Here is a 22,975-nt window from a genome sequence, read left to right as displayed (position 1 = left end):
GGCGATGACCGAAAGCAACCCACCGCGTTCGGCGCTGGCCAAGGGGCTGGCCATGCTCGAGGCGGTCATGTCCAACGACCGGCTGTCGGACCTGTCAAAAGCGACGGACCTGTCGTTCAGCACCGCCCACCGCGTGCTCAGTGAGCTCGTCGCGACGGGGTGGATCTACCAGGACGAGGACAAGCGGTACGTTCCCGGACGCCGGATGCACGCCATCGCCGGTCTGCTCCGCGAGGACGGCGAGATCAGCAGGGTCGCACGGCCGCATCTCGAGGAGCTGCGTCGTGCGACGGGAATGACGGTCCACTTCGGTCTGGTGAAGGGCGACGCCGTGATGTACGCAGCGAAGCTGGACGGACTGGGGTCGTACCGAATGATCTCGCGGGTCGGGGGGATGGTGCCGATGTATTCCACGTCCATCGGCAAGGCCTACCTCGCCACGGTGCCGGACTCGCGGGTGGCTGAGATCGTCAAACGCACGGGAATGGCCCGTGTCACCGATGCGACGCACACCAGCCTCGCCACCCTGCTCGAGGACCTGCATTCGACTCGGCAACGGGGATGGGCGATCGACAACGGCGAGAACGAGCCTGGACTGCGATGCGTCGGCGCGCCGATCTTCGACGCATCGGGTAGCGGTATCGGCGGCGTGAGCGTCTCGGCTCTGGAGTTCGAGATGCCCGTGCCGCGGTTGCGGGAAGTCGCGGAACACGTCATGCAGGCCGGCCACGCGATCAGCGAGGCTCTGGGCTACTCCGCCACCGATTCGAGCGATGTCGAGCAGCCGCCGGCCCGACAGCTCTCGCGGAGGCTGAAGGAACCGGCCGCCGTCGAGTCGGGAATCGGGGACGGGGGCGAATGACGGTGCCTGCTGACGTCGAGGTGCTGTGCGTGGGGGAGTGTCTGGCCGTCGTCTACCCGATCACCGACATCGCATCCGCCGACGAGCCCGCGCGGCTCGCCGTGCACACGGGCGGAGCGGAAGGCAACGTCGCGCTGCACCTGGCGGCCCAGGGGATCTCGGTGGCGTGGACATCCCGGGTCGGTGCCGACCCGTTCGGCCGGATGGTCCTCGCACACCTCGCGCGCGGGGGAGTGGACGTGTCGAACGTCCTCGTGGACCCGCGACACGTGACGGGAATGTACGTGAAGGACGTTCGCCCGGACGGCACATCGGTCATGCACTACTACCGGTCGAACTCGGCCGCCTCGCACATGGGTGCCGCGGACGTTGCACGATTCCCGCTGGACCGGACGCAGTGGGTGCATGTCTCCGGCATCACACCTGCGATCTCTCGGGATGCCGCGGCGATGGTGGAGGCGCTGATCGCGGACTGCCGCATCCGTGGCGTGTCCGTGTCGTTCGACGTGAACTTCCGGCCGCGGCTGTGGCCGGTCGAGGATGCAGCTCCCCACTTGCTCGAGCTGGCCCGCCGCGCGGATGTCGTGTTCGTCGGACGGGACGAGGCCGCAGAGCTCTGGGGTGCGACCCAGGCCGCGGATGTCTTCGACCTGATCGCCGAGGCGCCGATCGTGGTGGTCAAGGACGGCGACGTCGGGGCATCCGAGATCGATCGGCGCGGACCGACGGCGGAGTCGACGTTCGTCGCGACTCCGACAGCAGAGGTGGTCGAGGTGATCGGCGCAGGGGACGCGTTCGCCGGTGGTTACCTCGCCGGACTGCTGCGCGGCGAGGACGCCGCCCATCGCCTGCGGCGCGGGCACGCGGCAGCGGCCTGGACGATAGGCAGCTGGGACGACGTGCGGCCAGGGCACACGCCGGCGCCCTTCGAGGCGATGGAGCGCAACCCGTAGACAGGATGTCGATTGTTGGTAGGTTCGCAAGAACCGAGCAACAACGGAGTTGACTATGAGAGCGCTGCGCCTGCACCGGTACCACGAGCAGCCGTCGATCGACGAAGTCGATGAGCCGAAGGTCACGGGACCGTGGGACGTCCTGGTCGAGATCGGAGCCGCGGGCGTCTGCCGCACCGACCTCCACATCGTCGAGGGACAGTGGGAGCCGATCCAGCATCCGCGTCTGCCCTACACGCTCGGGCACGAGAACGCGGGCCGGGTGCGAGAGGTCGGCAGCGCCGTCGAGAACGTCCGTCCGGGCGACATGGTCATCCTGCATCCGCTCGTCACCTGCGGGCTGTGCGCGGCGTGCCGGGTCGGACAGGACTCGCACTGCGAGCGGGCCGTCTTCCCGGGCATCAACGCCGACGGGGGAATGGCCGACCTGATGCTCACGAACGCGCGCGCGGTCGTGAAGCTCGACTCGTCGCTGTCGCCCGCGAAGGTGGCGGCGCTCGCCGATGCCGGGCTCACCGCGTACCACGCCGTCCGCAAGGCCGCGCCGCTCCTCTATCCCGGCACGCATGCGGTGGTCCTGGGCGCCGGCGGCCTCGGGCACATCGGCGTGCAGGCGCTCGCCGCCATCAGCAGCGCCGAGATCACCGTCGTCGACCGCAGCGAGAAGGCGCTGGAGCTGGCGCGCTCGCTCGGGGCGCACCACACCGTGCTGGCCGAGTCCGACGAGAAGGTGGCCGCGGCGGTCGCCGACGTCACCGAGGGCGGCGCTCATGTCGCCTTCGACTTCGTGGGCGAGGCCGGGGTCGAGCGTCTCGCGCCCGGCCTGCTGCGCAATCGAGGCTCGCACTACGTCATCGGGTACGGCGGCAGTCTGGACCTGCCGACGATCGAGATCATCTCGCGTGAGATCAACGTCGTCGGCAACCTGGTCGGCACCTACACCGATCTCGTCGAGCTCATGCACCTGACGGCGGCCGGCAAGGTCACCCTTCACACCGCCGAGTATCCGCTGGACGCCGCGGTGGACGCGCTGAACGATCTCAACGCGGGGCGCGTCGTCGGGCGCGCAGTGCTCGTTCCCTGACCGACGGAGTCACACCACGACGGCGGAGCCGTCCGAACGCGGATCGCTGGCGGCATCGAGCCCGTCGTCGCGCACGACGATGAGGTTCGAATGCCCGAGCGGCTCGCTGTGCGCCGGGACGATCTTCATCGTGAATCGCGTGGCGGCCAGCGTGTCGATGGCGGATGCCGGTACGTCAGCCTCGGCGGTGAGTGTGTCGGCGGTATCACCGCGCTGCTGCTCCCCGACCACCCAGCGCGGCGCCGAAGTGGCGTCCGCGGCAGACTCCCCGGCGAGCACCCGGAGCAGCAGCTGCGCGTGGATCTGGGCCTGCGCCTGCGCGCCCATGGTCCCCGCCGCGTAGGTCAGCTCTCCGGCGCGCTCGACGATCACGGGCATGAGGGTGTGCGGCGGGCGGCGCCACGGGGCAAGCGTCGCCGGGTGGCCCGCGTCGAGCGAGAAGGACGTGCCGCGGTTCTGGAACAGCACTCCGGTCTCGGGCTCGAGGATCGCCGAGCCGAACGCCCAGTAGACCGACTGCACGAGCGACACGGCCCAGCCGTCGTCGCTGACGGCGACGAGGCCCACCGTGTCGCCGGTCGCCACGCGATCGTCGGTCGCGGGAAGATCTGCGGATGCCGTGAGCAGCGCCTCGCCGCTGAGCCCGACGTCGGGGTCGGCCAGAAGAGCCGACCGCACGCGGTTGCTCGCCGCGAACGCCTCGGCCAGGGCGCCCGCGTCCGCGCCGAGCGGATCGCGCAGCCCGAGGGAATCGAGCGCGCGGGCTGCCCGGAGGAGGGCGAAGCCCTGCGTGTTCGGGGGGCTGGTGATGATCCTGACCCCGAGAGCGTCCCCGGTCAGCGGATCCCCGACGTCCGCGGTGAGCGCGGCGGCGTCCGCCTCGGTGATCGGATGCCCCAGCCGGCGGAGTCCGTCGATCCACGCCGTCGCGACCGGGCCGCTGTAGAACGCGTCCGGTCCCTCGCGCCGCAGCACGGCGAGCGTCTCGGCCAGGCGCGGCTGACGCAGCTCCTCGCCTTCTGCCAGCGGCGATCCGCCGGCAAGGAACACGTCGCGGCATCCCGGATCGGCTTCGAGGACCGCGCGCTCGGCCGCGATCGCGCGCGCGACCGATCGGGCCGTGGGATGGCCGTGGGCGTGCCGGTGCGCGTCCTCGAGCAGCTCGCCCCAGGCCAGCCGGGCGCCGAGGCCCGCGAGGGCCGCCCAGCCGCGCAGCCCACCGGGCACCGTGACGGTGTCGACGCCGCGGTCCGGCAGAGCGCGGCCGTACCGGGCGCGCAGCGCGTCCGGGTCCACGGCGCGAGCCGCACGGCCCGTGGCGTTCACGAACCGGGTGCGACCCTCGGGGTCGCGCACCAGAGCGACGAGGTCGCCGCCGAGCGCGACGTTGTTCGGGTAGACGACGCAGAGCACCGCCGCCGCCGCGATGGCGGCGTCGATCGCGTTACCGCCCCGACGGAGGGCCGTCGCACCGGCATCCGTCGCGAGGTGGTGCGATGTGCTGACCGCACCGGACATCCGCACTCCTTCGTCAGGCCCTGCGCCCATTGTGGCGGCCGATGGCCCGGCGCACGCGCCTCAGGAGGAGAGGAGCTCGACGAGCTGCGCCTTGGTCATCCGCGAGTAGCCGGTGAGGTTGCGCTCGCGCGCCAGGGCGCGCAGCGCCGGAACCGTCATCGAGGACAGGTCCGCACTCGCCGCCTCGTCCTCGGCCGGGGCGTCGACCGGCTCGGCTGCGGGCGCCGAAGCCGGAGCGGGAGCAGCCTGCTCGGTTACGGGCGCCGAGACCTCTGCGGGTGCCGAAGCCGGTGCGGGAGCCGAGACCTCTGCGGGCGCCGATTCCCCGCTCGCGTCAGCGCTCTTCCCCCCTCGGCCGGTGAACAGCCGCTTCGCAGCGTCGAGCGCCTTCCGTGCCGACGCCTGAGCCTTGTTCAGCTTCGCCATGTTCGTCCTTCGCCATCTCATGCTCACCGCAACAGAATCCGCGAGAAATCGTATCGGGTCACGACACCGTTCCTCGGTGTCGCCCGGTTACGCGTACGTTTCGTGCCTGTATGACGGGTGCTTATGGTCGTTGCGGCACCGCGATGAGGCGAGCGGGTGTGATCCACCCGCCACGGCGGTCGTCAGCCCGCCCGCGCGGCGCCTGACTACCGCTAGGAGAAACCCATGTACCGTACGCCCCTGCTGTCCGCCCTCGCCGTCGCGCTGCCGCTCGCCCTCGTCATGACCGGGTGCGCCGCCGGTTCCGCGGCCGACTCGTCCGACGAGTCCGGTCCGGTCCGCATCGGCGTCGTCGGGGCGGGGGATCCGTACTGGCAGGTGTATGTCGACGCCGCCGCCGAGGAGGGCATCGAGGTCGAGCTGGTCGATTTCAGCGAGTACACCCAGCCGAATCCTGCGCTGGCCGCCGACGAGCTCGACCTCAACCAGTTCCAGCACGTCATCTACCTCGCCACCTACAACGTCGCCAGCGACGACGACCTGCAGCCGGTGGGCTCCACCGCGATCTACCCGCTCGGTCTGTACTCCGCGCAGTACGACTCGGTCGAGGACATCCCGGCCGGCGCCACCGTCGCCGTCCCGAACGACGAGTCCAACCAGGCCCGCGGTCTGCTGGTCCTGCAGTCGGCCGGCCTGATCGAGCTCGAGGACGGCGGGTCGATCTTCTCGACCGTCGCCGACGTCCTGCCGGAGTCGAAGGTGAAGGTCGAGGCGCTGGATGCCGCATTCACGGCGACGTCGCTGCCCGATGTCGCCGCCGCGATCATCAACAACGACTTCGTCGCCGATGCCGGCCTGAGCTTCGACGACGCGATCGCGACCGACGACCCCGCCGACCCGAACGCGCTGCCGTACATCAACATCTTCGCGGCGAAGGCGGAGGATGCCGACAACCCGACGTACCGCAAGCTCGTCGAGATCTTCCAGTCCGATCAGGACGTCCTCGACGGCGTGCAGGAGGCCTCGGGCGGCACCGCGGTGTTCGTCAAGACCGCCCCGGAGGACCTCGCCGCGTCGCTCGCGGACGTGGAAGAGGACATCCGCGCCACCCAGTGACCCATGCCCGGGTGCGGCCCCGCCCACGAGGCCGGGCCGCACCCGAGGCATCACGAAGGAGCCGACATGACGCTCATCCGCCTGAGGGATGTGACGAAGACCTATCCGGCGTCGTCGAAGGATGCCGGGCCCGTCGTCGCCGTCGACGCGGTGTCCCTCGACGTCGCCGCCGGCGAGATCTGCGGCATCGTCGGGTACTCGGGCGCCGGCAAGAGCACGGTGCTGCGCCTGATCAACGCGCTCGAGGCCCCCACGTCGGGAGCGGTCGAGATCGACGGCCGCGACATCACGCGCCTGCGCGAGAAGCAGCTGCGCGCGCTGCGCGGCGACATCGGCATGATCTTCCAGCAGTTCAACCTGTTCGAGTCCCGGACGGTCGCGGGCAACGTGGCCTACCCGCTCGAGGTCGCCGGTGTCCCGCGGGGGCGGATCAGGGAGCGCGTCGCCGAGCTCCTGGACTTCGTCGGGCTCGCCTCGAAGGCGCGCGCTCACCCCGAGCAGCTCTCGGGCGGCCAGAAGCAGCGCGTCGGCATCGCCCGGGCGCTCGCCACGAGCCCCCGCATCCTGCTCGCCGACGAGGCGACGAGCGCGCTTGACCCCGACACGACCGGCGAGGTGCTCGAGCTGCTGCGCCGGGTCAATCGCGAGCTCGGCGTGACGATCCTGCTGATCACCCACGAGATGGACGTCGTGCGAACCCTCGCCGACCGCGTCGTGGTGATGGATGCCGGTCGCATCATCGAGGCCGGTGACGTGTTCGACGTCCTCTCCACGCCGCAGCAGCCGGCGACGCGACGATTCGTGGCGAGCATCATCGAGGACGTGCCCGAGGGGGACCAGCTCCGGGCGCTGCGGATGCGGCATCCGGGTCGGATCGTCACCCTCACCCTGCGCGAGGGCGACGTCGCGCAGGCCGACGTGTTCGCGGCGCTCGCCTCGCACGGCGTGCGCTTCGAGGTGATCCACGGCGGGATAAACGACATCGGGGGCCGCGTCTTCGGCCATCTCACCCTCGCGCTCGAAGGGGATCCGGATGCCGTCGAACGCGCGGTCCGCGCCGCTTCGGCCGTCGCGCCCCTGATCGAGGAGGACGTCCGTGGATAGGCTCATCGACCTGCTGCCCGAGCTGTGGGCAGCCACCTTCGAGACCCTCTACGTCGTCTCGCTCGCGCTCGTCCTGGGCGGCGTGGCGGGACTGCTGCTGGGCCTGGCGCTCTACGCCACGCGCCCGGGCAGCCTGTTCCCGCAGCCGGCGGTGTTCGGCATCTTGAACGTGGTCGTCAACTTCTTCCGGCCCATCCCGTTCGTCATCCTGCTCGCCGCCGTGCAGCCCATCGCCCGCAGTCTCGGAATCCCGGGGATCGGGCCCGAGTTCGGGATCTTCGCCATCACGGTGGCGTCCATGTTCGCGATCAGCCGGATCGTCGAGCAGAATCTGCTGACCGTCCGGCCCGGCATCCTCGAGGCCGCTCGCGCCGCGGGGGCCAGCTGCTCGCGGATCCTGTTCCGGCTGGTGCCCCGCGAGGCGCTGGGGCCGCTCATCCTCGGCTACACGTTCGTCGTCGTCGCCCTGGTCGACATGACGGCCATCGCGGGCGCGGTCGCGGCGGGCGGCCTGGGGGAGTTCGCGATCGTCTACGGGTTCAAGCAGTTCAACCCGGTCGTGACGTGGGCGGCGGTGCTGATCATCATCGTCCTCGTGCAGGGCGTGCAGTTCCTGGGCAACGCGCTCGCCCGTCGCATCCTGCGGCGCTGATCGCGGGGCGGCGCGGCGGGTCGGGGCGGGGCGCGGGACCTTGGACCCCGCGTCCGCGGCGGCGCGCCCGTCAGACTGCAGGTATGGACGCTCGCCGTCGCTTCGCCGGGGGATCCGCCGTGGGACCCACCGCCGCGCCCGTCGCGCGCTCGCGGATCGCGGGCTGGGGGTGGAGCGGCGCGCTGGGGATCGCCGCCGCCTTCCAGTTCGGGCGCGGTGCGACCCTGGACGGGGTGATCCTGGGCGGCGCAGCGGCCGCGGTCTCGCTCGCGCAGATCGGGATGCTGCGTCCTCGCCCCGCGTTGCACCTGCACGAGCAGGCCATCGGGCTCACCGCGGCGGGCATCCTGGGCGCGGCCCTCGTGGTCGCGCCGCCGCGCTCTGCGGCATCCGCCTCGCTGGTCGTCGCGATCGGACTGATCGCACTCGGTCTCGCCTGGCGCGCTCGTGACCGCGGAGGGGCCACTCGGGGGACACCGGCCCACCGCCGGGCGGTCTTTGCGTGGCTCGCCCTCGCCGTGCTCGCGTGCCTGTGGGAGCTGAGCGCGTTCGCGCTCGGCGCGTGGGCGGCCGGCGGCACCGCGGCTCACCCCACCATCTCGGCTCTCATGGGGCCGCTGTCCGAGGGTCAGCCGTCGCGGACGCTGCTGATCGCCGCGTGGCTCGCCGCCGGTGTGCTCGTGCTGCAGCGGAGGAGGGGATCGCGATGAGCCGCGCCGTCACCGTCGCGGTCTACCTCGTGCTGCTCGGGGTGGCCGCCGTCCTCACCGTCCTGCCGCATCGGCGCCCCGACGTCCTCGCTCCCGTCGGGGACGTGCTCGACGACGTCACGGCCGACCTTCCCGCCCGCGTCGCGCTCGTCGCGGCGTGGTGGTGGCTCGGCTGGCACTTCCTCGAGGGCTGACCGGCACTCACCCACAGCGCGCTGACCCCACCCCGCGCCGCCGCCCTCGCCGAGCCAGGGGAATCGCCGCGAGACCGGGGACCACGCCCCGCGTCTCGCGGCGGATCCCGCGGTTCGCACACCCACCCCACCTCGCGCGTGAGGGCGGTGCGCGCGCCGACCACCCCTCAGCGGCCGGCGCGGGCGGCGCAGTCGACGCAGCGCTCGGCCGTCGGGCGCACCTCGAGCCGGGCAGCGGGGATGCGGCGACCGCAGTCGACGCAGATGCCGTAGGTGCCGGCATCCACCCGCTCGTACGCCGCCTCGATCTCGGCGAGCTCGGCCGTCACGCCGGCCCGCAGCCCCTCGAGCCGCGACCACTCCGCCGACAGGGGAGCGCCGTCGGGGTCGTGCTCGTCGTCGTCGGACTCGCCGCTTCGCGCCGCGCGCAGCCGCGCGATCTGCGCGTCGAGCCCGGCGCGCCGGGCTTCGGCGGCGCGCCGGGCGTCGAGCAGGTGGGTCGTCGGATCCAGCACGTCGCTCAGTCGCGGGGGAGCACCGTCAGCACGCGCTCGATGTGGTCGCGGAACTCCGTCATGAAGTCCCGCAGGAAGGTCTCGAGCGATTCGTCGCGCACCTCGCCGTCAGGCGAGAACTTGTCCTTCGAGAAGGTGATGTAGGCCTCGGGAGCGGTCATCTGCCGCGCGTTGCAGTAGCTGAGAACGCCGCGCAGGCTCTGCTGCGCGACCGCGGTGCCGATCTGCCCCGGGGATGCGCCGATGACGGCGGCGGGGATGTGGTCGAAGGAGTTCTCGCCCCAGGGCCTCGACGCCCAGTCGATGGCGTTCTTCAGGGCGCCCGGGATCGACCGGTTGTACTCCGGAGTGATGAACAGCACGGCATCCGAGTCCGCGATCGCCTTCTTGAGCGCCGTCGCCGCCGGCGGGAAGTCGGAGTCGAAGTCGGGGCTGTACAGCGGCAGGTCTCCGATGGAGATCTCGGTGAACTCCAGATTCTTCGGCGCCAGGTTGATGAGGGCCTTCGACAGCGTCCGGTTGATGGACGTCGACGACAGGCTCCCGATGAAGTAGCCGACCTTGTGCGTGACCATGCGGCGGTCCTTTCCAGTGAACGCGGGCGTGCGGTCTCAGCCTGGCTGTCACCGTGGGCGACGCGAAGGGTCTTGAGATCGGGCGGATGCTGCACTACGGCGCCTCCTCTCGTTGACCGTCGTTGCGTGATGCGTGATGCTTGATGCATGCGCACCACTGTCACGATCGACGACGACGTCCTCGCGGCCGCGAAGCAGTTCGCGGCCGCTCGCGGGCTGACCCTGGGAGAAGCGCTGTCGCAGCTTGCCCGAGCCACTCTCACCGAGCGGAAGCGCTTCGGGACGCGGAACGGCATCGTTCTGCTTCCCGCACCGGCCACCGCCGGGAAGGCCACGCTCGACGACGTCAACGAGCTGAGGGACGACCCGGCGTGACGGCGCATCTCCTCGACGTCAACGTCGTCATCGCCCTCCTCGATCCCCTCCACGTCCACCACGACCGTGCGCACCGCTGGTTCGCGGCGCGTGAGGACGTGTGGCACACGAGTCCCACCGTGCAGAACGGCGTCGTCCGCGTCATCAGCAACCCGAAGTACCCCAACAGCCAGCCGCCGCCGGTCGTGCTGGCGAGCCTCGCGAGCATCGCGGCGCGGCCCGATCACGCCTTCCTCGCCGACTCGGTGAGCCTTCTCGACGGGTCCGTCCACACCGAGCGGCTGCTGTCGAGCACACAGGTCACGGACAGCTACCTGCTGCACCTCGCCGCATCCCACGACGCCAGCCTGGCGACCTTCGACACCCGCATCGTGACCTCGGCCGTGCCGTCGGGTGCGAAGGCGGTGTTCCACATCCCCTGACGCATCGGCACCACGACGAAGACCCTCCGCGCGCTTCCCCAATCGCGCGGAGGGTCTCCGGAGCAGGCTCGGCTAGCGCTTGTCGCCGAAGACCTCGCCTTCCATGGCGTCGTAGCCCTCTTCCTGCGGATCCCCGTGCTTGCCGCCCGAGAGGGCGTACTCCTCTTCGGGCGAGAGCACCAGGCGGTGCCGGAAGAACAGCGCGAAGCCGGCGAGGATGATCACGTACACGATGACGATCGCGATGATCGCCGGCAGGAACGTCGGGTTCAGCAGGAAGCCGAGGAAGATCAGCGCGGCGATCGCGGCGGCGATGATCGCACCCGGCACACCCCACGGGCTGCGGTAGGGGCGCTCGACGTTCGGCAGCTTGCGGCGCAGGATGACGAACGACACCATCTGCAGGAAGTAGGCCAGCACCGCGCCCCACACCGCGATGTTCAGCACGATCGCACCGGCGACCGCTCCCGCGCCCTCGTTGAACGCCGAGACGGTGTCGAGGACCGCCAGGGCGAGGAAGCCGATGATCGCGCCGACCAGCAGTGAGACCCAGGGGGTGCGGCGCTTGCCCGTCAGGGACAGGAACTGCGGGTAGTAACCGGCGCGCGACAGGGAGTACATGTTGCGCCCGTAGGCGAACATGATGCCCTGCAGCGACGCGAGCAGGCCCACCAGCGCCAGCAGCGCGAGCACCGCGGCGGCCTCGTCGCCGACGATCGCGCGGAAGCCGTCGAGCAGCGGCTCACCGGCCACGCCCGTCGCCTCGGCGCCGATCACGCCGGTGTTGAGGAACAGGACGAGCAGACCGGTCACGATCAGCGTGCCGCGCGCCCAGAAGCCGGCCTTGGGGATGTCGCGCACCGGGTTGTGGGACTCCTCGGCCGCGAGCGGCAGCTCCTCGATGCCGAGGAAGAACCACATCGCGAAGGGCAGGGCGAACAGGATCGGCAGCACGCCGTGCGGCAGGAACTCCGTCTGCCCGGGATCCGGGGCGATGTCCCACAGGTTCGCCCACTGGAACGCCCCCGACACCAGCGCCATGACCGAAAAGACGAGGATGATGCCGATCGAGATCACCGACACCACGATGGCGAACTTGAACGAGATCGCCGCGCCGGCGGCGTTGAGCCCCACGAAGACCGCGTACAGGATGATCCACCACACGAACGCCGGCAGCGAGACGCCGAGCAGCTCGCTCGTGATCGCGTCGGCGTAGGACGCCGAGAAGTAGACGATGACCGCCGTGGTGGCCACGTACTCGATCGTCTCGGCAGCACCGGTGACCAGGCCTCCCCACGGTCCCATCGCCGACCGGGCGAAGGAGTACGCCCCGCCGGTGTGCGGCATCGCGGCGGCCATCTCCCCGATCGAGAAGATCATGCCGTAGTACATGACGACGAGGATCGCGAAGGCGATCAGCATCCCGCCGAAGCCCGCGAAGTCGATGCCGAAGTTCCAGCCCGAGAAGTCGCCCGAGATGACGGCGGCGACGGCGAGGCCCCACAGTCCCCAGATCCCGGCGGTGCGCGTGAGCCCGCGCTTCTCGAAGTATTCCTGACCTGCTCGCGTATAGGTCGCCCCTGCGACCTTCCGATTGACCTCAGCCGACCGTGACATCTGTCCTCCGTGCGCTCGAGAGCGGCGCTGGGGTGCGCGCCTGGCCATGATTGTGGACCTATTGGTTGGCTGTGTCTACCTTTCACGTGCGAATAGTCGTTACAGTGGTCCCGCGCGCGGCCGCTCGGTCGCTCCGCGCCGCCGATGCAAGGAGGACGACGGATGCCGGGGAACCTCAGCGTTTCGCAACTGGATGCGGCGATCGCCGCCGGTGAGATCGACACGGTCGTCGTCGCGTTCTCGGACGCGCAGGGCCGCCTCGTCGGCAAGCGGGTGTCGGCCAGGCTGTTCCAGGAGGAAGTGCGCGACCACGGCGCCGAGGCCTGCAACTACCTGCTGTCGGTCGACGTCGACATGAACACCGTCGACGGCTACGCGATGTCCAGCTGGGAGACCGGCTACGGCGACATGGTCCTGAAGCCCGATCTCGCGACCCTGCGCCTGGTGCCGTGGCTGCCGGGGTCCGCGATGGTCATGGCCGACCTCACGTGGCCGAGCGGCGACCCGGTCGTGCAGTCGCCGCGCGCGATCCTGCAGCGCCAGCGCCACCGCCTCGCCGAACGGGGACTCGTGGCGTACTCAGGCACGGAGCTGGAGTTCCTGGTCTTCGACGACAGCTACCGGGACGCCTGGCGCAAGGGCTACCGCGAGCTGCAGGCATCCACGGACTACAACGTCGACTACGACCTGCTCGCCTCGGGCAGGCTCGAGCCGCTGCTGCGCGACATCCGCCTGAAGATGGACGGCGCGGGCCTGTACACCGAGGGCGTCAAGGGGGAGTGCAACCTCGGGCAGCAGGAGATCGCCTTCCGCTACGCCGAGGTGCTCGAGACCGCCGACCAGCACACCATCTACAAGAACGGCGCCAAGGCCATCGCCGGCGACCACGGCAAGTCGATCACCTTCATGGCCAAGTTCGATCAGCGCGAGGGCAACAGCTGCCACATCCACCTGTCGGTGCGATCGGAGTCGGGCGAGGCGGTCATGGCCGGCGACGGCCCCCACGGCTTCAGCCCCCTCATGGAGCACTGGATCGCCGGGATCCTCGCGACCCTGCGGGAGTTCACCTTCCTGTACGCCCCCACCATCAACTCCTACAAGCGGTACGTCCGCGGGTCGTTCGCGCCGACCGGGGTGGCCTGGGGCATGGACAACCGCACGTGCGCACTGCGCGTCGTCGGGCACGGGTCGTCGCTGCGGGTCGAGAACCGCGTGCCCGGGGGCGACGTCAACCCGTACCTCGGCATCGCCGCGATCATCGCCGGCGGCCTGCACGGCATCGAGCACGAGCTGCCGCTGCCGGACGCCCTGGCCGGCAACGCGTACACCTCGGGCGTCGACCACCTGCCGACCACCCTGCGCGAGGCGGCCCGCCTGCTCGACGAGTCCGCCATCGCGCGCAAGGCGTTCGGCGACGAGATGATCGACCACTACCTGAACCAGGCGCGCATCGAGGTCGAGGCCTACGACGCCGCCGTCACCGACTGGGAGCGCGTCCGTGGTTTCGAGCGCCTCTGATCGGGCGTCGGCGGGCGGCGGGGACGTTTCGTCTCGTCGCTCCGCTCCTCGCTCAACGTCCGGGATTCCGGCACCGGACGTCTCCGAGATCCCGGCACCGGACGCCTCCGGCTCCCCGCAACCGGACGCTGAGCGAGCGCAGCGAGACGAAGCGCCCCCGCCGCCGGTCATCGGCCTGACCACCTACCTCGAGCAGGCGAAGCAGGGGGTGTGGGACGTGCGTGCGGCGTTCCTGCCGCAGCAGTACTTCGCCTCGGTCACCGCCGCCGGCGGCGTGGCCGTCCTGCTCCCGCCGCAGGGCGACCCCGACCCCGAGGCGGCGGCCGCCGCCGTCCTCGACGGGCTCGACGGCCTGATCCTCACCGGCGGGCTCGACGTCCAGCCCGAGCTCTACGGGCAGGAGCGACACCCCCTCACCGACCCCGCCCGGCCCGACCGCGATGCGTGGGAGCTCGCCCTCGTGCGCGGCGCAGAGGAGCGCGGCATCCCGGTCCTCGCCATCTGCCGTGGCCTGCAGCTGGTGAACGTCGCGCGCGGCGGAACGCTGCACCAGCACCTGCCCGAGGCGCTCGGCACCGAGCGGTACCGCATCGGTGGGGGCGTGTTCGCCGACAACATCGTCGACGTCGCACCCGGCACGCGTCTGGCAGGGATGCTGGGCGCCGGCGACTTCGCCGTCCACAGCTACCACCACCAGGGCATCGACCGGCTGGGCGACGGGCTCGTCGCGGTCGCCCACACCGACGACGGCCTGGTGCAGGCCTTCGAATCGACGGGCGAGAGCTACCTCGTGGGCGTGCAGTGGCATCCCGAGGAGAACATCGAGGACAAGCGGCTGTTCGCCGGGCTCGTGGCCCAGGCCGCCGGGTACGCCGCCCGCCGTTCGCTGGACAAGGAGAGCGCATGAGCGACACCTTCACCCTCATCAACCCCGCCACCGGGCGGTCGTTCCGCGACGTGCCGCGGGCGAGCGCCGACGAGGTCGACGCCGCCGTCGCCCGCGCCGTCGAGGCGCAGCGCGGCTGGGCGGCCCTGCCGCCCGTCGCCCGCGCCGATGCGCTGCGCCTCTTCGCCCGCGTCGTCGAGGCGCACGTCGAAGAGCTCGCGCGATTCGAGGTCGAGAACTCGGGCCACCCGATCGAATCGGCCCGCTGGGAGGCGGGGCACGTCGCCCAGGTGCTGAACTTCTACGCCGGGGCGCCGGAGCGGCTGTCGGGGCTGCAGATCCCCGTCGCCGGCGGCGTCGACGTCACCTTCCACGAGCCCTACGGCGTGGTCGGGATCATCGTCCCCTGGAACTTCCCGATGACGATCGCCTCGTGGGGCTTCGCGCCGGCGCTCGCCGCGGGCAACGCCGTGGTCCTCAAGCCCGCCGAGCTGACCCCGCTCACGGCGATGCGCCTCGGCGAGCTGGCGCTGGAGGCGGGGCTCCCCGAGGGCCTGTTCACCGTGATCACCGGGTCCGGCTCGCTCGTGGGCCAGCGGTTCGTGTCGCACCCCGACGTCCGCAAGGTGGTCTTCACCGGCTCCACCGAGGTGGGTGTCGATGTCGCGGCCGGATGCGCCCGGATGCTGAAGCCGGTGACGCTGGAGCTCGGCGGCAAGAGCGCGAACATCGTCTTCGCCGACGCCGACCTCGAGAAGGCCGCCGCCGCGGCCCCCGGGGCGGTGTTCGACAACGCCGGACAGGACTGCTGCGCGCGCAGCCGCATCCTCGTGCAGCGCTCGGTGTACGACCGGTTCCTCGAGCTGCTCGAGCCGGCGGTCGCCGCCTGGCGCGTGGGCGACCCCGGCAACCCCGCCACGCAGATGGGGCCGCTGATCTCGGCATCCCACCGCGACACCGTCGCCGGCTTCCTCGACGGCGCCCGCGTCGCCTACCGCGGTTCGGCGCCCGACGGCGACGGCTTCTGGTTCGCCCCGGCCGTGGTCCTCGCCGACCCGGCGGACCGTATCGCGCAGGACGAGGTGTTCGGTCCCGTTGTGGCCGTGCTGCCCTTCGATGACGAGGCAGACGGCATCCGTCTGGCCAACGACACCATCTACGGCCTGGCCGGCTCGATCTGGACCGAGAACCTCGGGCGCGCGATGCGCGTCTCGCGCGCGGTGAAGAGCGGCGTGCTGTCGGTCAACTCCCACTCGTCGGTGCGGTACTGGACCCCCTTCGGCGGCATGAAGGCGTCGGGGCTCGGCCGTGAGCTGGGTCCGGATGCCGCGGAGCACTTCACCGAGACCAAGAACGTCTTCTTCGCCACCGAAGACTGAAACGCCCGTTACAGGAGGAGCACATGAACGTGGATCTGACCCAGCGACTGAAGGACCGCGTCGCCATCATCACCGGTGGAGCGTCGGGCATCGGGCTCGCCACCGCCCGGCGATTCGCCGCCGAGGGCGCTCGAGTCGTCATCGCCGACCTCGACCCGGCGTCGGGCGAGCGCGCGGCCGCCGAGGTGGACGGGCTGTTCCGTCCCGTCGACGTCGCGGACGAGGCATCCGTCAACCAGCTCTTCGACTCCGTCGCCGGGGACCTCGGGTCGGTCGACATCGCGTTCAACAACGCCGGGATCTCGCCCGCCGATGACGACTCGATCGAGACGACGGAGCTGCCCGCGTGGGATCGTGTGCAGGACGTCAACCTCAAGAGCGTGTACCTGTGCTCGCGCGCGGCGCTGCGGCACATGGTCCCGGCGGGGCGCGGGTCGATCATCAACACCGCCTCGTTCGTCGCGCTGCTCGGCTCGGCGACGTCGCAGATCTCGTACACCGCGTCCAAGGGCGGCGTCCTGGCGATGACGCGCGAGCTCGGCGTGCAGTTCGCCCGGCAGGGCGTCCGCGTCAACGCCCTGTGCCCGGGACCGGTGAACACGCCGCTGCTGCAGGAGCTCTTCGCCAAGGACCCCGAGCGCGCGCAGCGGCGCCTGGTGCACGTGCCGATGGGCCGCTTCGCCGAACCCGAGGAGCTCGCCGCCGCGGTCGCCTTCCTCGCCTCGGACGACGCCTCTTTCATCACCGCGACCGCGTTCGTCGTCGACGGCGGCATCACCAACGCCTACGTCACCCCACTATGAGCCCGCCCGCGATGAGCGCCGCGGGCGGCCCGCTGCCCGAGGTGCGGCGGGCGGTGTACCGGCCGGTGCGCGAGGGCAATGCCCTCGAAGACACCGTCGCGCGGCTCGTGCAGACGATACGGCTCGGGGTGGTCGCACCGGGGGAGTCGCTGCCGCCGGAGCGCGAGCTCGCCGCGCGGTACGCCGTCAGCCGCGACACCGTGCGCGAGGCGATCCGCGAGCTCGCCGACGCCGGCTACCTCGTCCGGCGTCGCGGGCGGTACGGCGGCACCTTCATCGCCGATCCGCTGCCGCCCGCGGCGCCCGTGCCGGTGGATCAGGCCGAGCTCGATGACGTCCTGGGCCTCCGCCGCGTGCTCGAGGCGGGGGCGGCGCGGGCCGCCGCCGAGCGGACACTCGACCCCGCCACCCGCCAGGACCTGTGGGCGCGCCACGAGGCCGCCGCCGCCGCGGGCGAGGGGGACTACCGAAGGCTGGACACCCTGCTGCACCTGGCGATCGCGGAGGTGTCCGGCATCCCGTCGCTGGTCGCGCTCGCGGCCGAGAACCGGGCGCGTGTGAACGAGTGGCTCGACACGTTCCCGCTGCTGCCCCGCAACATCGAGCACTCCAACGCCCAGCACGAGCGCCTTGTCACGGCGATCCTCGGCGGCAGGCCGGATGCGGCGGAGCAGGCCGTGCTGGAGCACCTCGCCGGGTCCGAGGCGCTGCTGCGGGGCTTCCTGACCTGAGGCTAGGGGCGTCCGATGCGGATCGGACCCTTCGCGGCCGACGGATCCACGACGCGGCCGCGCTGCGTGATCTGCACCTCGCCCGCCTCGACGAGCCGCCGCGCGGCGCGGCGGGCCGGCTCCATGAGGTCGCGCCAGTCGTCGCCGCCGACGGCGCGCGCCGCATCCGACGGGCAGATCGTCGCGCCCCGCGCACGGCTGTCGAGCAGGGTCAGGATGGTCCGCTCGAGCTCACGATCCGTCGCCGTCACCCCGCGGCGCCGGCACCCGTCGGAGCAGTACTTCACGGCATCCCAGTTCGCCGCCCACTTCGCGCGCCACTGCATCCGCCGTCCGCACGACGCGCACGTCTTCTCGGAGAGCATGCCCCCATCCTCCCCCCGTGGGGGTGCGGCCCGGCCCGTGTGGGCGCCGCGCGTGAGCCGCGTGACGCCGGATAGGAGATGTGCACAAGAAAGGATGCCGGGGGCGTGGGGCATCCTCACGAGTGCACGTCTCCTATCCAGTGCATGCGGGCGAGCCTCGCCTGCGGCATCCCGGCGTGACGCCGGATAGGAGATGTGCACAAGAAAGGATGCCGGGGGCGTGGGGCATCCTCACGAGTGCACGTCTCCTATCCAGCGCACGGCACCCCGCACCCCGCCGCGCACCGCAACCAGCGCGCCCGCGTAGGCTCAGATGCCATGGCTCTCGGTTCCACCATGCACACCTTCGCCGTGCAGCTCGCCGACGTCGACCGCGGCGTCTACGAGGACCTCACGCTGCGGGTCGCGAGGCACCCGTCCGAGACCGACGCGTACATGGTCACGCGCGTGCTCGCCTACTGTCTCGAGTACCGCGAGGGCATCGCGTTCGGCGAGGGGATCTCGTCCACCGACGAGCCGGCGGTCATCGTGCGCGACCTCACGGGCACGCCGATGGTGTGGGTCGAGATCGGTGCTCCGGATGCCGAGCGACTGCACCACGCCACGCGGCAGGCCGAGCGGGTGGCGGTGTACACCCACCGCGACCCGGCGAAGGTGCTCGCGGCGTGGGCGGGCAAGCGCATCCACCGGGCGGACGAGGTCGTGCTGCGCAGCTTCGAGCCCGGTTTCGTGGATGGCGTCGCCGGCGCCGTCGCGCGGCGCAACGAGCTGACCGTGTCGATCACCGAGGGGCGGGTCTACCTGGAGCTCAACGGGACCAGCCTCACCTCGGCCGTCCTCGATCACCGGATCGGCTGACCGCTATCCTCGCCCTGTGAGCGACGACGCCGCCGAACGGGGACCCGTGGACGCCGAGACGGCGTTCGCCGAAGCGGTCGCGCTGCTGCGCGGCGTGGCGTCGGGCGCGATCGACGAGGACCGCGTGCTGCGCCTGTACACGCCCGCGCCGACCCTCGCCCTCAGCCGCTGGGAGAGCCTGCAGCCCGGGTATGAGGCAGCCGTCGCCGCGGCCGAGCGGCACGGCTTCACCGCGGCGATCCGCCCGACCGGGGGCCGCGCGGCCGCGTACGACGAGTCGTGCATCGGGTTCGACCTGGTCGTGCGCGAGCGCGAGGCGATCGACCCCCGCCCGCTGTTCGTCGGCACCTCCACGCGGCTCGCCGACGGACTGCGCTCGCTCGGCGTCGATGCGCGCGTGGGGCCGGTGCCGGGGGAGTACTGCCCGGGTGAGTTCAGCGTCAACGCCCGCGGCGCGGTCAAGCTCATCGGCACCTCCCAGCGCGCCGTGCGCGGCGCGCGGCTGCTCAGCGGCATCCTGCCGCTGGCGGGGGTGTCGCAGTTCCTCCCCATCCTCACCGAGGCCAACGCCGCGCTGGGCCTCGACTGGGACCCCGCCACCTTCGGCACCCTCGCCGACGAGGCATCGGGGTTCACCCGCGCCGAGGTGACCGGTATCCTTCGTCACGCCCTCGAGGTGGCCTGACCCTACCCGGGGAAGTTCGCCGCCCCGCCGATGTGACGGATCGTGCGGCTGCGCTCGATCGTGATCGCGACCGCCCCCACCAGCCACAGCGGCAGTTGGGTGAGGAAGGCGACGCGGAACGCATCGAGCGAGTAGGTGCCGGGCGTGCCGGCGCCCTGGACGTCCATCGCGATGCCGATGAACAGGATCGCGATGAGCGCGGCGAGGAAGCCGCCGCCGTTGACGATGCCCGTCGCCGTGCTCAGCCGGTGCGACGGCGTGAAGGTGCGGGCGTGGTCGAAGGCGATCATCGACGCCGGGCCGCCCGCGGCCAGGGCGAGCATCAGCGCGAACAGCAGCCACAGCGGGGCCTGCCCCGGCCACACGATGACCACGACCCACGCGACGGCCTGCAGCACGACGGTGGGCAGCACGAGCCATCGCGAGCGTCGAGTCGGATGCCGGCTGGAGAGGGCCCCGATGATCGGACCGGCGACGATCGAGAAGAGCACGAGCGAGCTCATCACCAGCGATGCCATCGGCGGCGTCAGCCCCTGCCCGGCGGTGAGGTACGGGAACCCCCACAGCAGCACGAACGCCGTACCCGCGAACGGGGTCGTGAAGTGCGACCAGAACCCCAGCCGCGTCGCCGGGTGCGCCCACGACTCCCGGAATCCCTCGCGCAGATCCGCCGACGAACGCACCACCCGGATCGCCCCGGTGTCGGTGTCGACGGTGGTGTCGACGGGGTCGGCGCGCCGCTCGGGCGGCCGGTTGCGGATCACCGCGTAGGTGAGCACGGCGAACAGCGCCGCAAGGCCCGCGAGGCTCCCGAACGCGACGCTCCAGGACGTGGCGTGCAGCAGCGCCGCCAGCGGGACGACGGCGACGATCTGCCCGAGCTGGCCGATGATGCCCGTCAGCTGGAACAGTACGGGGGAGCGTTGCGCGGGGAACCACGTGGCGATGACGCGCAGCACGCTCGGGAAGACCGCGGCGTCGCCCGCCCCGATCAGCACGCGGGCCAGGATGCCGATCCCGACCGCATCGGCGAACGCCATGACGAGCTGGCCCACGGCCATGAGCACCATGCCGAGCGCGATGATCGGCCGGGCCCCGTGGCGGTCCAGCAGCAGCCCGACCGGGATCTGCATGGCGCCGTAGACGGCGAGCTGGATGACGGCGAACATCGACAGCGCCGACGCGTCGGCATCGAACCGCACGGCCGCGTCGACGCCGACCGAGGCGAGCGAGGTGCGATTGACGATCGCCACCACGTAGGCCACGACGCCGACGCCCCACAGCGTCCAGGTGCGCCAGCCCGGCTTGTCGAGCACGGGGCTGTACGTCACATCGGTTCCGGTCGTCGCGGCTGGCGGGGGAGCGGCGCCGGGCGGGCGCCGCTCCCAGGGTATGCCGGGCTACGCCGAACGCGAGGGCACGACGACGGACTTGATCGTGTCGGGGTCGGCGGTGGAGTGCAGCGCCGCGGACACCTCGTCGAGCGGGAAGGTGCCGGTGACCATGGCGTCCAGGTCCACCCGGCCGTCGGCGACGAGCGCGATGGCGGTCGGCCACGTGTTGGCGTAGCGGAAGACGCCGGTCACGATCAGCTCGCGGTTCTGGATCACCGTGATCGGCAGTGCGATCTCGGGCGCGCCCATGCCGACCAGCACCACGTGGCCGCCGGGGCGGACCGCCTCGATCCCCGAGCGCACGGCCGATGCGGCGCCCGACGCGTCGACGAAGGCGTCGACGCCGGGTGCGGCATCCTTCGCCGCCGTCTGCTGCGGGTCGAACGTCGACGTCGCACCGAACGCGAGCGCCGCGCGGCGCCTGCCCTCCGAGATGTCGGACACGATGATCTCGACCGCGCCGTACGCGCGCGCGACCTGCGTGAGGGCGATGCCGACGGGACCGGCACCGGTGATCAGCACGCGGTCGCCGGGGGCGAAGTGGGCCTTCCTGGCCGTCGCGATCGCCACCGACAGCGGCTCCATGAGCGCCGCGGCGTGGTCGCTGACGGAATCCGGCACCGCGTGCGCGAAGTGGGACTGGATGGTGACGTACTCCTGGAACGCCCCGTCGGTGCCCGGCACGGCGAAGAACCGCATGTCGGGATCGAGGTTGTACTCACCGCGCAGCGTCTCGGCCGAGGTCGATGACGGATGCTGCGGCTCGATCGAGACGCGCTCGCCGACCCGTGCCGGGTCCACGTCGGAGCCGACCGCGACGATCACCCCGCCGGATTCGTGGCCGAGCACCAGCGGCTCGGTGACGGTCCAGTCGCCCAGCGCGCCGTCGTGGTAGAAGTGCACGTCCGATCCGCACACCCCCACCGCGGTCACCCGGACGAGCACCTCGTCGGGCGCCGGCTGCGGCACGGGGCGCTGTTCGATCTCGATCCTGCCGGCCTCCATGAGGACGGCGGCGCGCATCCGGTTCATGCGTTCTCCTTGGTGGTGGCGGTGTGGGTCTCGCGGGCGGCGGTGACGACGGCGTCGGTGGTGATGCCGAATTCGGTGAAGAGGGTCTTGTAGTCGGCGGATGCGCCGAAGTGGTCGATCGCGACCGAGCGTCCGGCGTCTCCCACGATGCCCGCCCACGTCAGGGCGGAGCCGGCTTCGACGGACACGCGCGCTTTCACGTGCGGGGGGAGGACGTGGTCGCGGTAGGTCTGGTCCTGCTCGGCGAACCATTCCAGCGACGGCGCGGACACGACGCGGGCGTTGATCCCTTCGGCGTGGAGGACCTCGCGGGCCTCGACGGCGAGCTGGACCTCGCTGCCGGTGGCGATGAGGATCACGTCGGGGGTGCCGCCGGGTGCTTCGGCGAGGACGTACGCGCCCTTGGCGACGCCGTCGGTGGACGCGAAGGAGTCGCCGGTGGCGTCGCCGTCGCCGCGGGGGAACACGGGGATGTTCTGGCGGGTGAGGGCGATGCCGACGGGCCCGCCGGTGGGGCGGCGGAGGATCTCGAGCCATGCGGCGGCGGTCTCGTTGGCGTCGGCGGGGCGCACCATGGTGAAGTTCGGGATCGCGCGGAGCGTGGCGAGCTGTTCGATGGGCTGGTGGGTGGGGCCGTCCTCGCCGAGCGCGACGCTGTCGTGGGTCCACACGAAGATCGAGGGGATGTCCATCAGCGCGGCCAGTCGCACGGCGGGGCGCATGTAGTCGCTGAAGATCAGGAACGTGCCCGCGAACGGGCGGGTGGGGCCGTGGAGGGTGATCCCGTTGATGATCGCGCCCATCGCGTGCTCGCGGATCCCGAAGTGCAGCACCCGCCCGTACGGGTCCCCGGACCATTCGTGGGTGGACCAGTCGGCGGGGATGAACGATTTGGCGTCCTTGATGGTGGTCAGGTTCGACTCGGCGAGGTCCGCCGACCCGCCCCACATCTCCGGCAGCACCCCGGCGAGGGCGTTGATGACCACCCCGGACGCCGCCCGCGTGGACACGTCCTTCCCGGCCTCGAAGGAGGGCAGCGCGTCCGCGACGTCGTCGGGCAGGGTGCCGGCCTGCAGCCGGTCCAGCAGCGCCTTGCGCTCCGGGTTCGCCGCCGCCCACGCATCGAACGTCTCCTGCCACACCGCCCGGGTTTCGGCGGCACGTTCGGCGAGGGTGCGGGTGTGGGCGATGACGTCATCGG

General features: G+C 71.5%; 26 protein-coding genes. 17 read left to right on the top strand and 9 right to left on the bottom strand.

The genetic code is table 11. The annotated features are described in order from the left end of the window. Window positions 1-4: 4 nt before the first annotated feature. From ACYVF4_RS06110 to ACYVF4_RS06100, 3 genes are read left to right on the top strand one after another with little or no spacing between them, the layout of a single operon-like run. The gene (locus tag ACYVF4_RS06110) at window positions 5-862 is read left to right on the top strand and encodes an IclR family transcriptional regulator (RefSeq protein ID WP_460720833.1); all 858 of its coding nucleotides are present in this window, start codon (window positions 5-7) and stop codon (window positions 860-862) included. Further along, complete coding sequence (locus tag ACYVF4_RS06105; protein WP_460720832.1) at window positions 859-1,815, top strand: sugar kinase; 957 nt, start codon at window positions 859-861, stop codon at window positions 1,813-1,815. Before ACYVF4_RS06110 ends, ACYVF4_RS06105 begins: the two co-directional genes overlap by 4 nt. Before the next feature lie 55 nt (window positions 1,816-1,870). Continuing rightward, on the top strand, window positions 1,871-2,899 hold the full coding sequence (locus ACYVF4_RS06100) for an NAD(P)-dependent alcohol dehydrogenase (protein WP_460720830.1): 1,029 nt from the start codon (window positions 1,871-1,873) through the stop codon (window positions 2,897-2,899). Between the two features lie 9 nt (window positions 2,900-2,908). On the opposite strand, the gene ACYVF4_RS06095 is transcribed toward ACYVF4_RS06100, so the two are convergent. Further along, the gene (locus tag ACYVF4_RS06095) at window positions 2,909-4,417 is read right to left on the bottom strand and encodes a gamma-glutamyltransferase family protein (protein WP_460720828.1); all 1,509 of its coding nucleotides are present in this window, start codon (window positions 4,415-4,417) and stop codon (window positions 2,909-2,911) included. Window positions 4,418-4,477: 60 nt separating this feature from the next. Then, window positions 4,478-4,843, bottom strand: coding sequence for a Rho termination factor N-terminal domain-containing protein (locus ACYVF4_RS06090; RefSeq protein ID WP_460720826.1), 366 nt, complete (start codon window positions 4,841-4,843; stop codon window positions 4,478-4,480). Between the two features lie 225 nt (window positions 4,844-5,068). Between ACYVF4_RS06090 and ACYVF4_RS06085 the strand changes: the two genes are divergently transcribed. From ACYVF4_RS06085 to ACYVF4_RS06065, 5 genes are all read left to right on the top strand, one after another. Next, window positions 5,069-5,959: a MetQ/NlpA family ABC transporter substrate-binding protein gene (locus ACYVF4_RS06085; protein WP_460720824.1), complete on the top strand. Its 891-nt coding sequence runs from the start codon at window positions 5,069-5,071 to the stop codon at window positions 5,957-5,959. Window positions 5,960-6,025: 66 nt separating this feature from the next. Continuing rightward, window positions 6,026-7,063 (top strand): methionine ABC transporter ATP-binding protein, encoded by a 1,038-nt coding sequence (locus ACYVF4_RS06080; protein WP_460720822.1) that lies wholly within the window; start codon window positions 6,026-6,028, stop codon window positions 7,061-7,063. Further along, the gene (locus ACYVF4_RS06075) at window positions 7,056-7,715 is read left to right on the top strand and encodes a methionine ABC transporter permease (RefSeq protein WP_460720820.1); all 660 of its coding nucleotides are present in this window, start codon (window positions 7,056-7,058) and stop codon (window positions 7,713-7,715) included. Before ACYVF4_RS06080 ends, ACYVF4_RS06075 begins: the two co-directional genes overlap by 8 nt. 83 nt (window positions 7,716-7,798) lie before the next feature. Continuing rightward, the gene (locus tag ACYVF4_RS06070; protein WP_460720818.1) at window positions 7,799-8,425 is read left to right on the top strand and encodes a hypothetical protein; all 627 of its coding nucleotides are present in this window, start codon (window positions 7,799-7,801) and stop codon (window positions 8,423-8,425) included. Beyond that, entirely contained in the window at window positions 8,422-8,619 is a 198-nt protein-coding gene (locus tag ACYVF4_RS06065; RefSeq protein ID WP_460720816.1) for a DUF6186 family protein, read from the top strand. Before ACYVF4_RS06070 ends, ACYVF4_RS06065 begins: the two co-directional genes overlap by 4 nt. A 167-nt stretch (window positions 8,620-8,786) precedes the next feature. On the opposite strand, the gene ACYVF4_RS06060 is transcribed toward ACYVF4_RS06065, so the two are convergent. Next, window positions 8,787-9,134: a TraR/DksA family transcriptional regulator gene (locus ACYVF4_RS06060; protein ID WP_460720814.1), complete on the bottom strand. Its 348-nt coding sequence runs from the start codon at window positions 9,132-9,134 to the stop codon at window positions 8,787-8,789. Window positions 9,135-9,139: 5 nt separating this feature from the next. Continuing rightward, a complete protein-coding gene (locus ACYVF4_RS06055) occupies window positions 9,140-9,709 on the bottom strand; it encodes an NADPH-dependent FMN reductase (protein WP_460720812.1) in 570 nt (189 codons plus the stop codon). Window positions 9,710-9,856: 147 nt separating this feature from the next. On the opposite strand from ACYVF4_RS06055, the gene ACYVF4_RS06050 reads away from it, so the two are divergent. Then, the gene (locus tag ACYVF4_RS06050; protein ID WP_460720810.1) at window positions 9,857-10,084 is read left to right on the top strand and encodes a hypothetical protein; all 228 of its coding nucleotides are present in this window, start codon (window positions 9,857-9,859) and stop codon (window positions 10,082-10,084) included. Then, window positions 10,081-10,506 carry a TA system VapC family ribonuclease toxin gene (locus ACYVF4_RS06045; protein ID WP_460720808.1) on the top strand — a complete coding sequence of 142 codons (426 nt, stop codon included), beginning with the start codon at window positions 10,081-10,083 and terminating at the stop codon, window positions 10,504-10,506. Before ACYVF4_RS06050 ends, ACYVF4_RS06045 begins: the two co-directional genes overlap by 4 nt. A gap of 72 nt (window positions 10,507-10,578) precedes the next feature. On the opposite strand, the gene ACYVF4_RS06040 is transcribed toward ACYVF4_RS06045, so the two are convergent. Then, entirely contained in the window at window positions 10,579-12,123 is a 1,545-nt protein-coding gene (locus ACYVF4_RS06040; protein WP_460720806.1) for an amino acid permease, read from the bottom strand. Window positions 12,124-12,285: 162 nt separating this feature from the next. On the opposite strand from ACYVF4_RS06040, the gene ACYVF4_RS06035 reads away from it, so the two are divergent. The 5 genes from ACYVF4_RS06035 (at window position 12,286) to ACYVF4_RS06015 (ending at window position 17,440) form a co-directional block, all read left to right on the top strand. Beyond that, window positions 12,286-13,641 carry a glutamine synthetase family protein gene (locus ACYVF4_RS06035; RefSeq protein WP_460720804.1) on the top strand — a complete coding sequence of 452 codons (1,356 nt, stop codon included), beginning with the start codon at window positions 12,286-12,288 and terminating at the stop codon, window positions 13,639-13,641. 169 nt (window positions 13,642-13,810) lie between these two features. Beyond that, on the top strand, window positions 13,811-14,548 hold the full coding sequence (locus ACYVF4_RS06030) for a gamma-glutamyl-gamma-aminobutyrate hydrolase family protein (RefSeq protein WP_460723056.1): 738 nt from the start codon (window positions 13,811-13,813) through the stop codon (window positions 14,546-14,548). After that, window positions 14,545-15,906: an aldehyde dehydrogenase family protein gene (locus tag ACYVF4_RS06025; RefSeq protein ID WP_460720802.1), complete on the top strand. Its 1,362-nt coding sequence runs from the start codon at window positions 14,545-14,547 to the stop codon at window positions 15,904-15,906. The genes ACYVF4_RS06030 and ACYVF4_RS06025 overlap by 4 nt, the downstream gene beginning before the upstream one ends. 23 nt (window positions 15,907-15,929) lie before the next feature. Next, window positions 15,930-16,709 carry a 3-oxoacyl-ACP reductase gene (locus ACYVF4_RS06020; RefSeq protein ID WP_460720800.1) on the top strand — a complete coding sequence of 260 codons (780 nt, stop codon included), beginning with the start codon at window positions 15,930-15,932 and terminating at the stop codon, window positions 16,707-16,709. Between the two features lie 11 nt (window positions 16,710-16,720). Then, complete coding sequence (locus ACYVF4_RS06015) at window positions 16,721-17,440, top strand: FadR/GntR family transcriptional regulator (RefSeq protein ID WP_460720798.1); 720 nt, start codon at window positions 16,721-16,723, stop codon at window positions 17,438-17,440. 2 nt (window positions 17,441-17,442) lie between these two features. On the opposite strand, the gene ACYVF4_RS06010 is transcribed toward ACYVF4_RS06015, so the two are convergent. Continuing rightward, window positions 17,443-17,805: a DUF3253 domain-containing protein gene (locus ACYVF4_RS06010; protein ID WP_460720796.1), complete on the bottom strand. Its 363-nt coding sequence runs from the start codon at window positions 17,803-17,805 to the stop codon at window positions 17,443-17,445. Between the two features lie 318 nt (window positions 17,806-18,123). Here ACYVF4_RS06010 and ACYVF4_RS06005 point away from each other — a divergent pair, with 318 nt between their 5' ends. Both ACYVF4_RS06005 and ACYVF4_RS06000 read left to right on the top strand, forming a co-directional pair. Continuing rightward, a complete protein-coding gene (locus ACYVF4_RS06005; RefSeq protein ID WP_460720794.1) occupies window positions 18,124-18,663 on the top strand; it encodes a YaeQ family protein in 540 nt (179 codons plus the stop codon). A 16-nt stretch (window positions 18,664-18,679) separates the two neighbouring features. Continuing rightward, a complete protein-coding gene (locus tag ACYVF4_RS06000) occupies window positions 18,680-19,348 on the top strand; it encodes a lipoate--protein ligase family protein (protein WP_460720792.1) in 669 nt (222 codons plus the stop codon). A 2-nt stretch (window positions 19,349-19,350) separates the two neighbouring features. On the opposite strand, the gene ACYVF4_RS05995 is transcribed toward ACYVF4_RS06000, so the two are convergent. The 3 genes from ACYVF4_RS05995 to ACYVF4_RS05985 form a co-directional block, all read right to left on the bottom strand. Beyond that, window positions 19,351-20,679, bottom strand: a complete 1,329-nt coding sequence (locus ACYVF4_RS05995) for an MFS transporter (RefSeq protein ID WP_460720790.1) — start codon at window positions 20,677-20,679, stop codon at window positions 19,351-19,353. Between the two features lie 69 nt (window positions 20,680-20,748). Then, complete coding sequence (locus tag ACYVF4_RS05990) at window positions 20,749-21,774, bottom strand: NAD(P)-dependent alcohol dehydrogenase (RefSeq protein WP_460720788.1); 1,026 nt, start codon at window positions 21,772-21,774, stop codon at window positions 20,749-20,751. Continuing rightward, on the bottom strand, window positions 21,771-22,975 hold a 1,205-nt coding region (locus ACYVF4_RS05985; protein WP_460720786.1), incomplete at its 5' end, for a transketolase-like TK C-terminal-containing protein. The genes ACYVF4_RS05990 and ACYVF4_RS05985, both read right to left, overlap by 4 nt.

It is taken from the genome of Microbacterium aureliae, from assembly GCF_054780155.1.
Note: the sequence above shows the minus strand (reverse complement) of the source record. Positions and strands in the feature narration are given on the sequence as shown.

What these genes read in the sequence shown, in the direction of transcription:
- ACYVF4_RS06090 (WP_460720826.1), bottom strand. Translation starts at nt 4,843, where the DNA reads ATGGCGAAGCTGAACAAGGCTCAGGCGTCGGCACGGAAGGCGCTCGAC.
- ACYVF4_RS05990 (WP_460720788.1), bottom strand. Translation starts at nt 21,774, where the DNA reads ATGAACCGGATGCGCGCCGCCGTCCTCATGGAGGCCGGCAGGATCGAG.
- ACYVF4_RS06095 (WP_460720828.1), bottom strand. Translation starts at nt 4,417, where the DNA reads ATGTCCGGTGCGGTCAGCACATCGCACCACCTCGCGACGGATGCCGGT.
- ACYVF4_RS06010 (WP_460720796.1), bottom strand. Translation starts at nt 17,805, where the DNA reads ATGCTCTCCGAGAAGACGTGCGCGTCGTGCGGACGGCGGATGCAGTGG.
- ACYVF4_RS06105 (WP_460720832.1), top strand. Translation starts at nt 859, where the DNA reads ATGACGGTGCCTGCTGACGTCGAGGTGCTGTGCGTGGGGGAGTGTCTG.
- ACYVF4_RS06065 (WP_460720816.1), top strand. Translation starts at nt 8,422, where the DNA reads ATGAGCCGCGCCGTCACCGTCGCGGTCTACCTCGTGCTGCTCGGGGTG.
- ACYVF4_RS06080 (WP_460720822.1), top strand. Translation starts at nt 6,026, where the DNA reads ATGACGCTCATCCGCCTGAGGGATGTGACGAAGACCTATCCGGCGTCG.
- ACYVF4_RS06050 (WP_460720810.1), top strand. Translation starts at nt 9,857, where the DNA reads ATGCGCACCACTGTCACGATCGACGACGACGTCCTCGCGGCCGCGAAG.
- ACYVF4_RS06020 (WP_460720800.1), top strand. Translation starts at nt 15,930, where the DNA reads ATGAACGTGGATCTGACCCAGCGACTGAAGGACCGCGTCGCCATCATC.
- ACYVF4_RS06025 (WP_460720802.1), top strand. Translation starts at nt 14,545, where the DNA reads ATGAGCGACACCTTCACCCTCATCAACCCCGCCACCGGGCGGTCGTTC.
- ACYVF4_RS06055 (WP_460720812.1), bottom strand. Translation starts at nt 9,709, where the DNA reads ATGGTCACGCACAAGGTCGGCTACTTCATCGGGAGCCTGTCGTCGACG.
- ACYVF4_RS06110 (WP_460720833.1), top strand. Translation starts at nt 5, where the DNA reads ATGACCGAAAGCAACCCACCGCGTTCGGCGCTGGCCAAGGGGCTGGCC.
- ACYVF4_RS06100 (WP_460720830.1), top strand. Translation starts at nt 1,871, where the DNA reads ATGAGAGCGCTGCGCCTGCACCGGTACCACGAGCAGCCGTCGATCGAC.
- ACYVF4_RS06015 (WP_460720798.1), top strand. Translation starts at nt 16,721, where the DNA reads ATGAGCGCCGCGGGCGGCCCGCTGCCCGAGGTGCGGCGGGCGGTGTAC.
- ACYVF4_RS06035 (WP_460720804.1), top strand. Translation starts at nt 12,286, where the DNA reads ATGCCGGGGAACCTCAGCGTTTCGCAACTGGATGCGGCGATCGCCGCC.
- ACYVF4_RS06005 (WP_460720794.1), top strand. Translation starts at nt 18,124, where the DNA reads ATGGCTCTCGGTTCCACCATGCACACCTTCGCCGTGCAGCTCGCCGAC.
- ACYVF4_RS06085 (WP_460720824.1), top strand. Translation starts at nt 5,069, where the DNA reads ATGTACCGTACGCCCCTGCTGTCCGCCCTCGCCGTCGCGCTGCCGCTC.
- ACYVF4_RS06070 (WP_460720818.1), top strand. Translation starts at nt 7,799, where the DNA reads ATGGACGCTCGCCGTCGCTTCGCCGGGGGATCCGCCGTGGGACCCACC.
- ACYVF4_RS06040 (WP_460720806.1), bottom strand. Translation starts at nt 12,123, where the DNA reads ATGTCACGGTCGGCTGAGGTCAATCGGAAGGTCGCAGGGGCGACCTAT.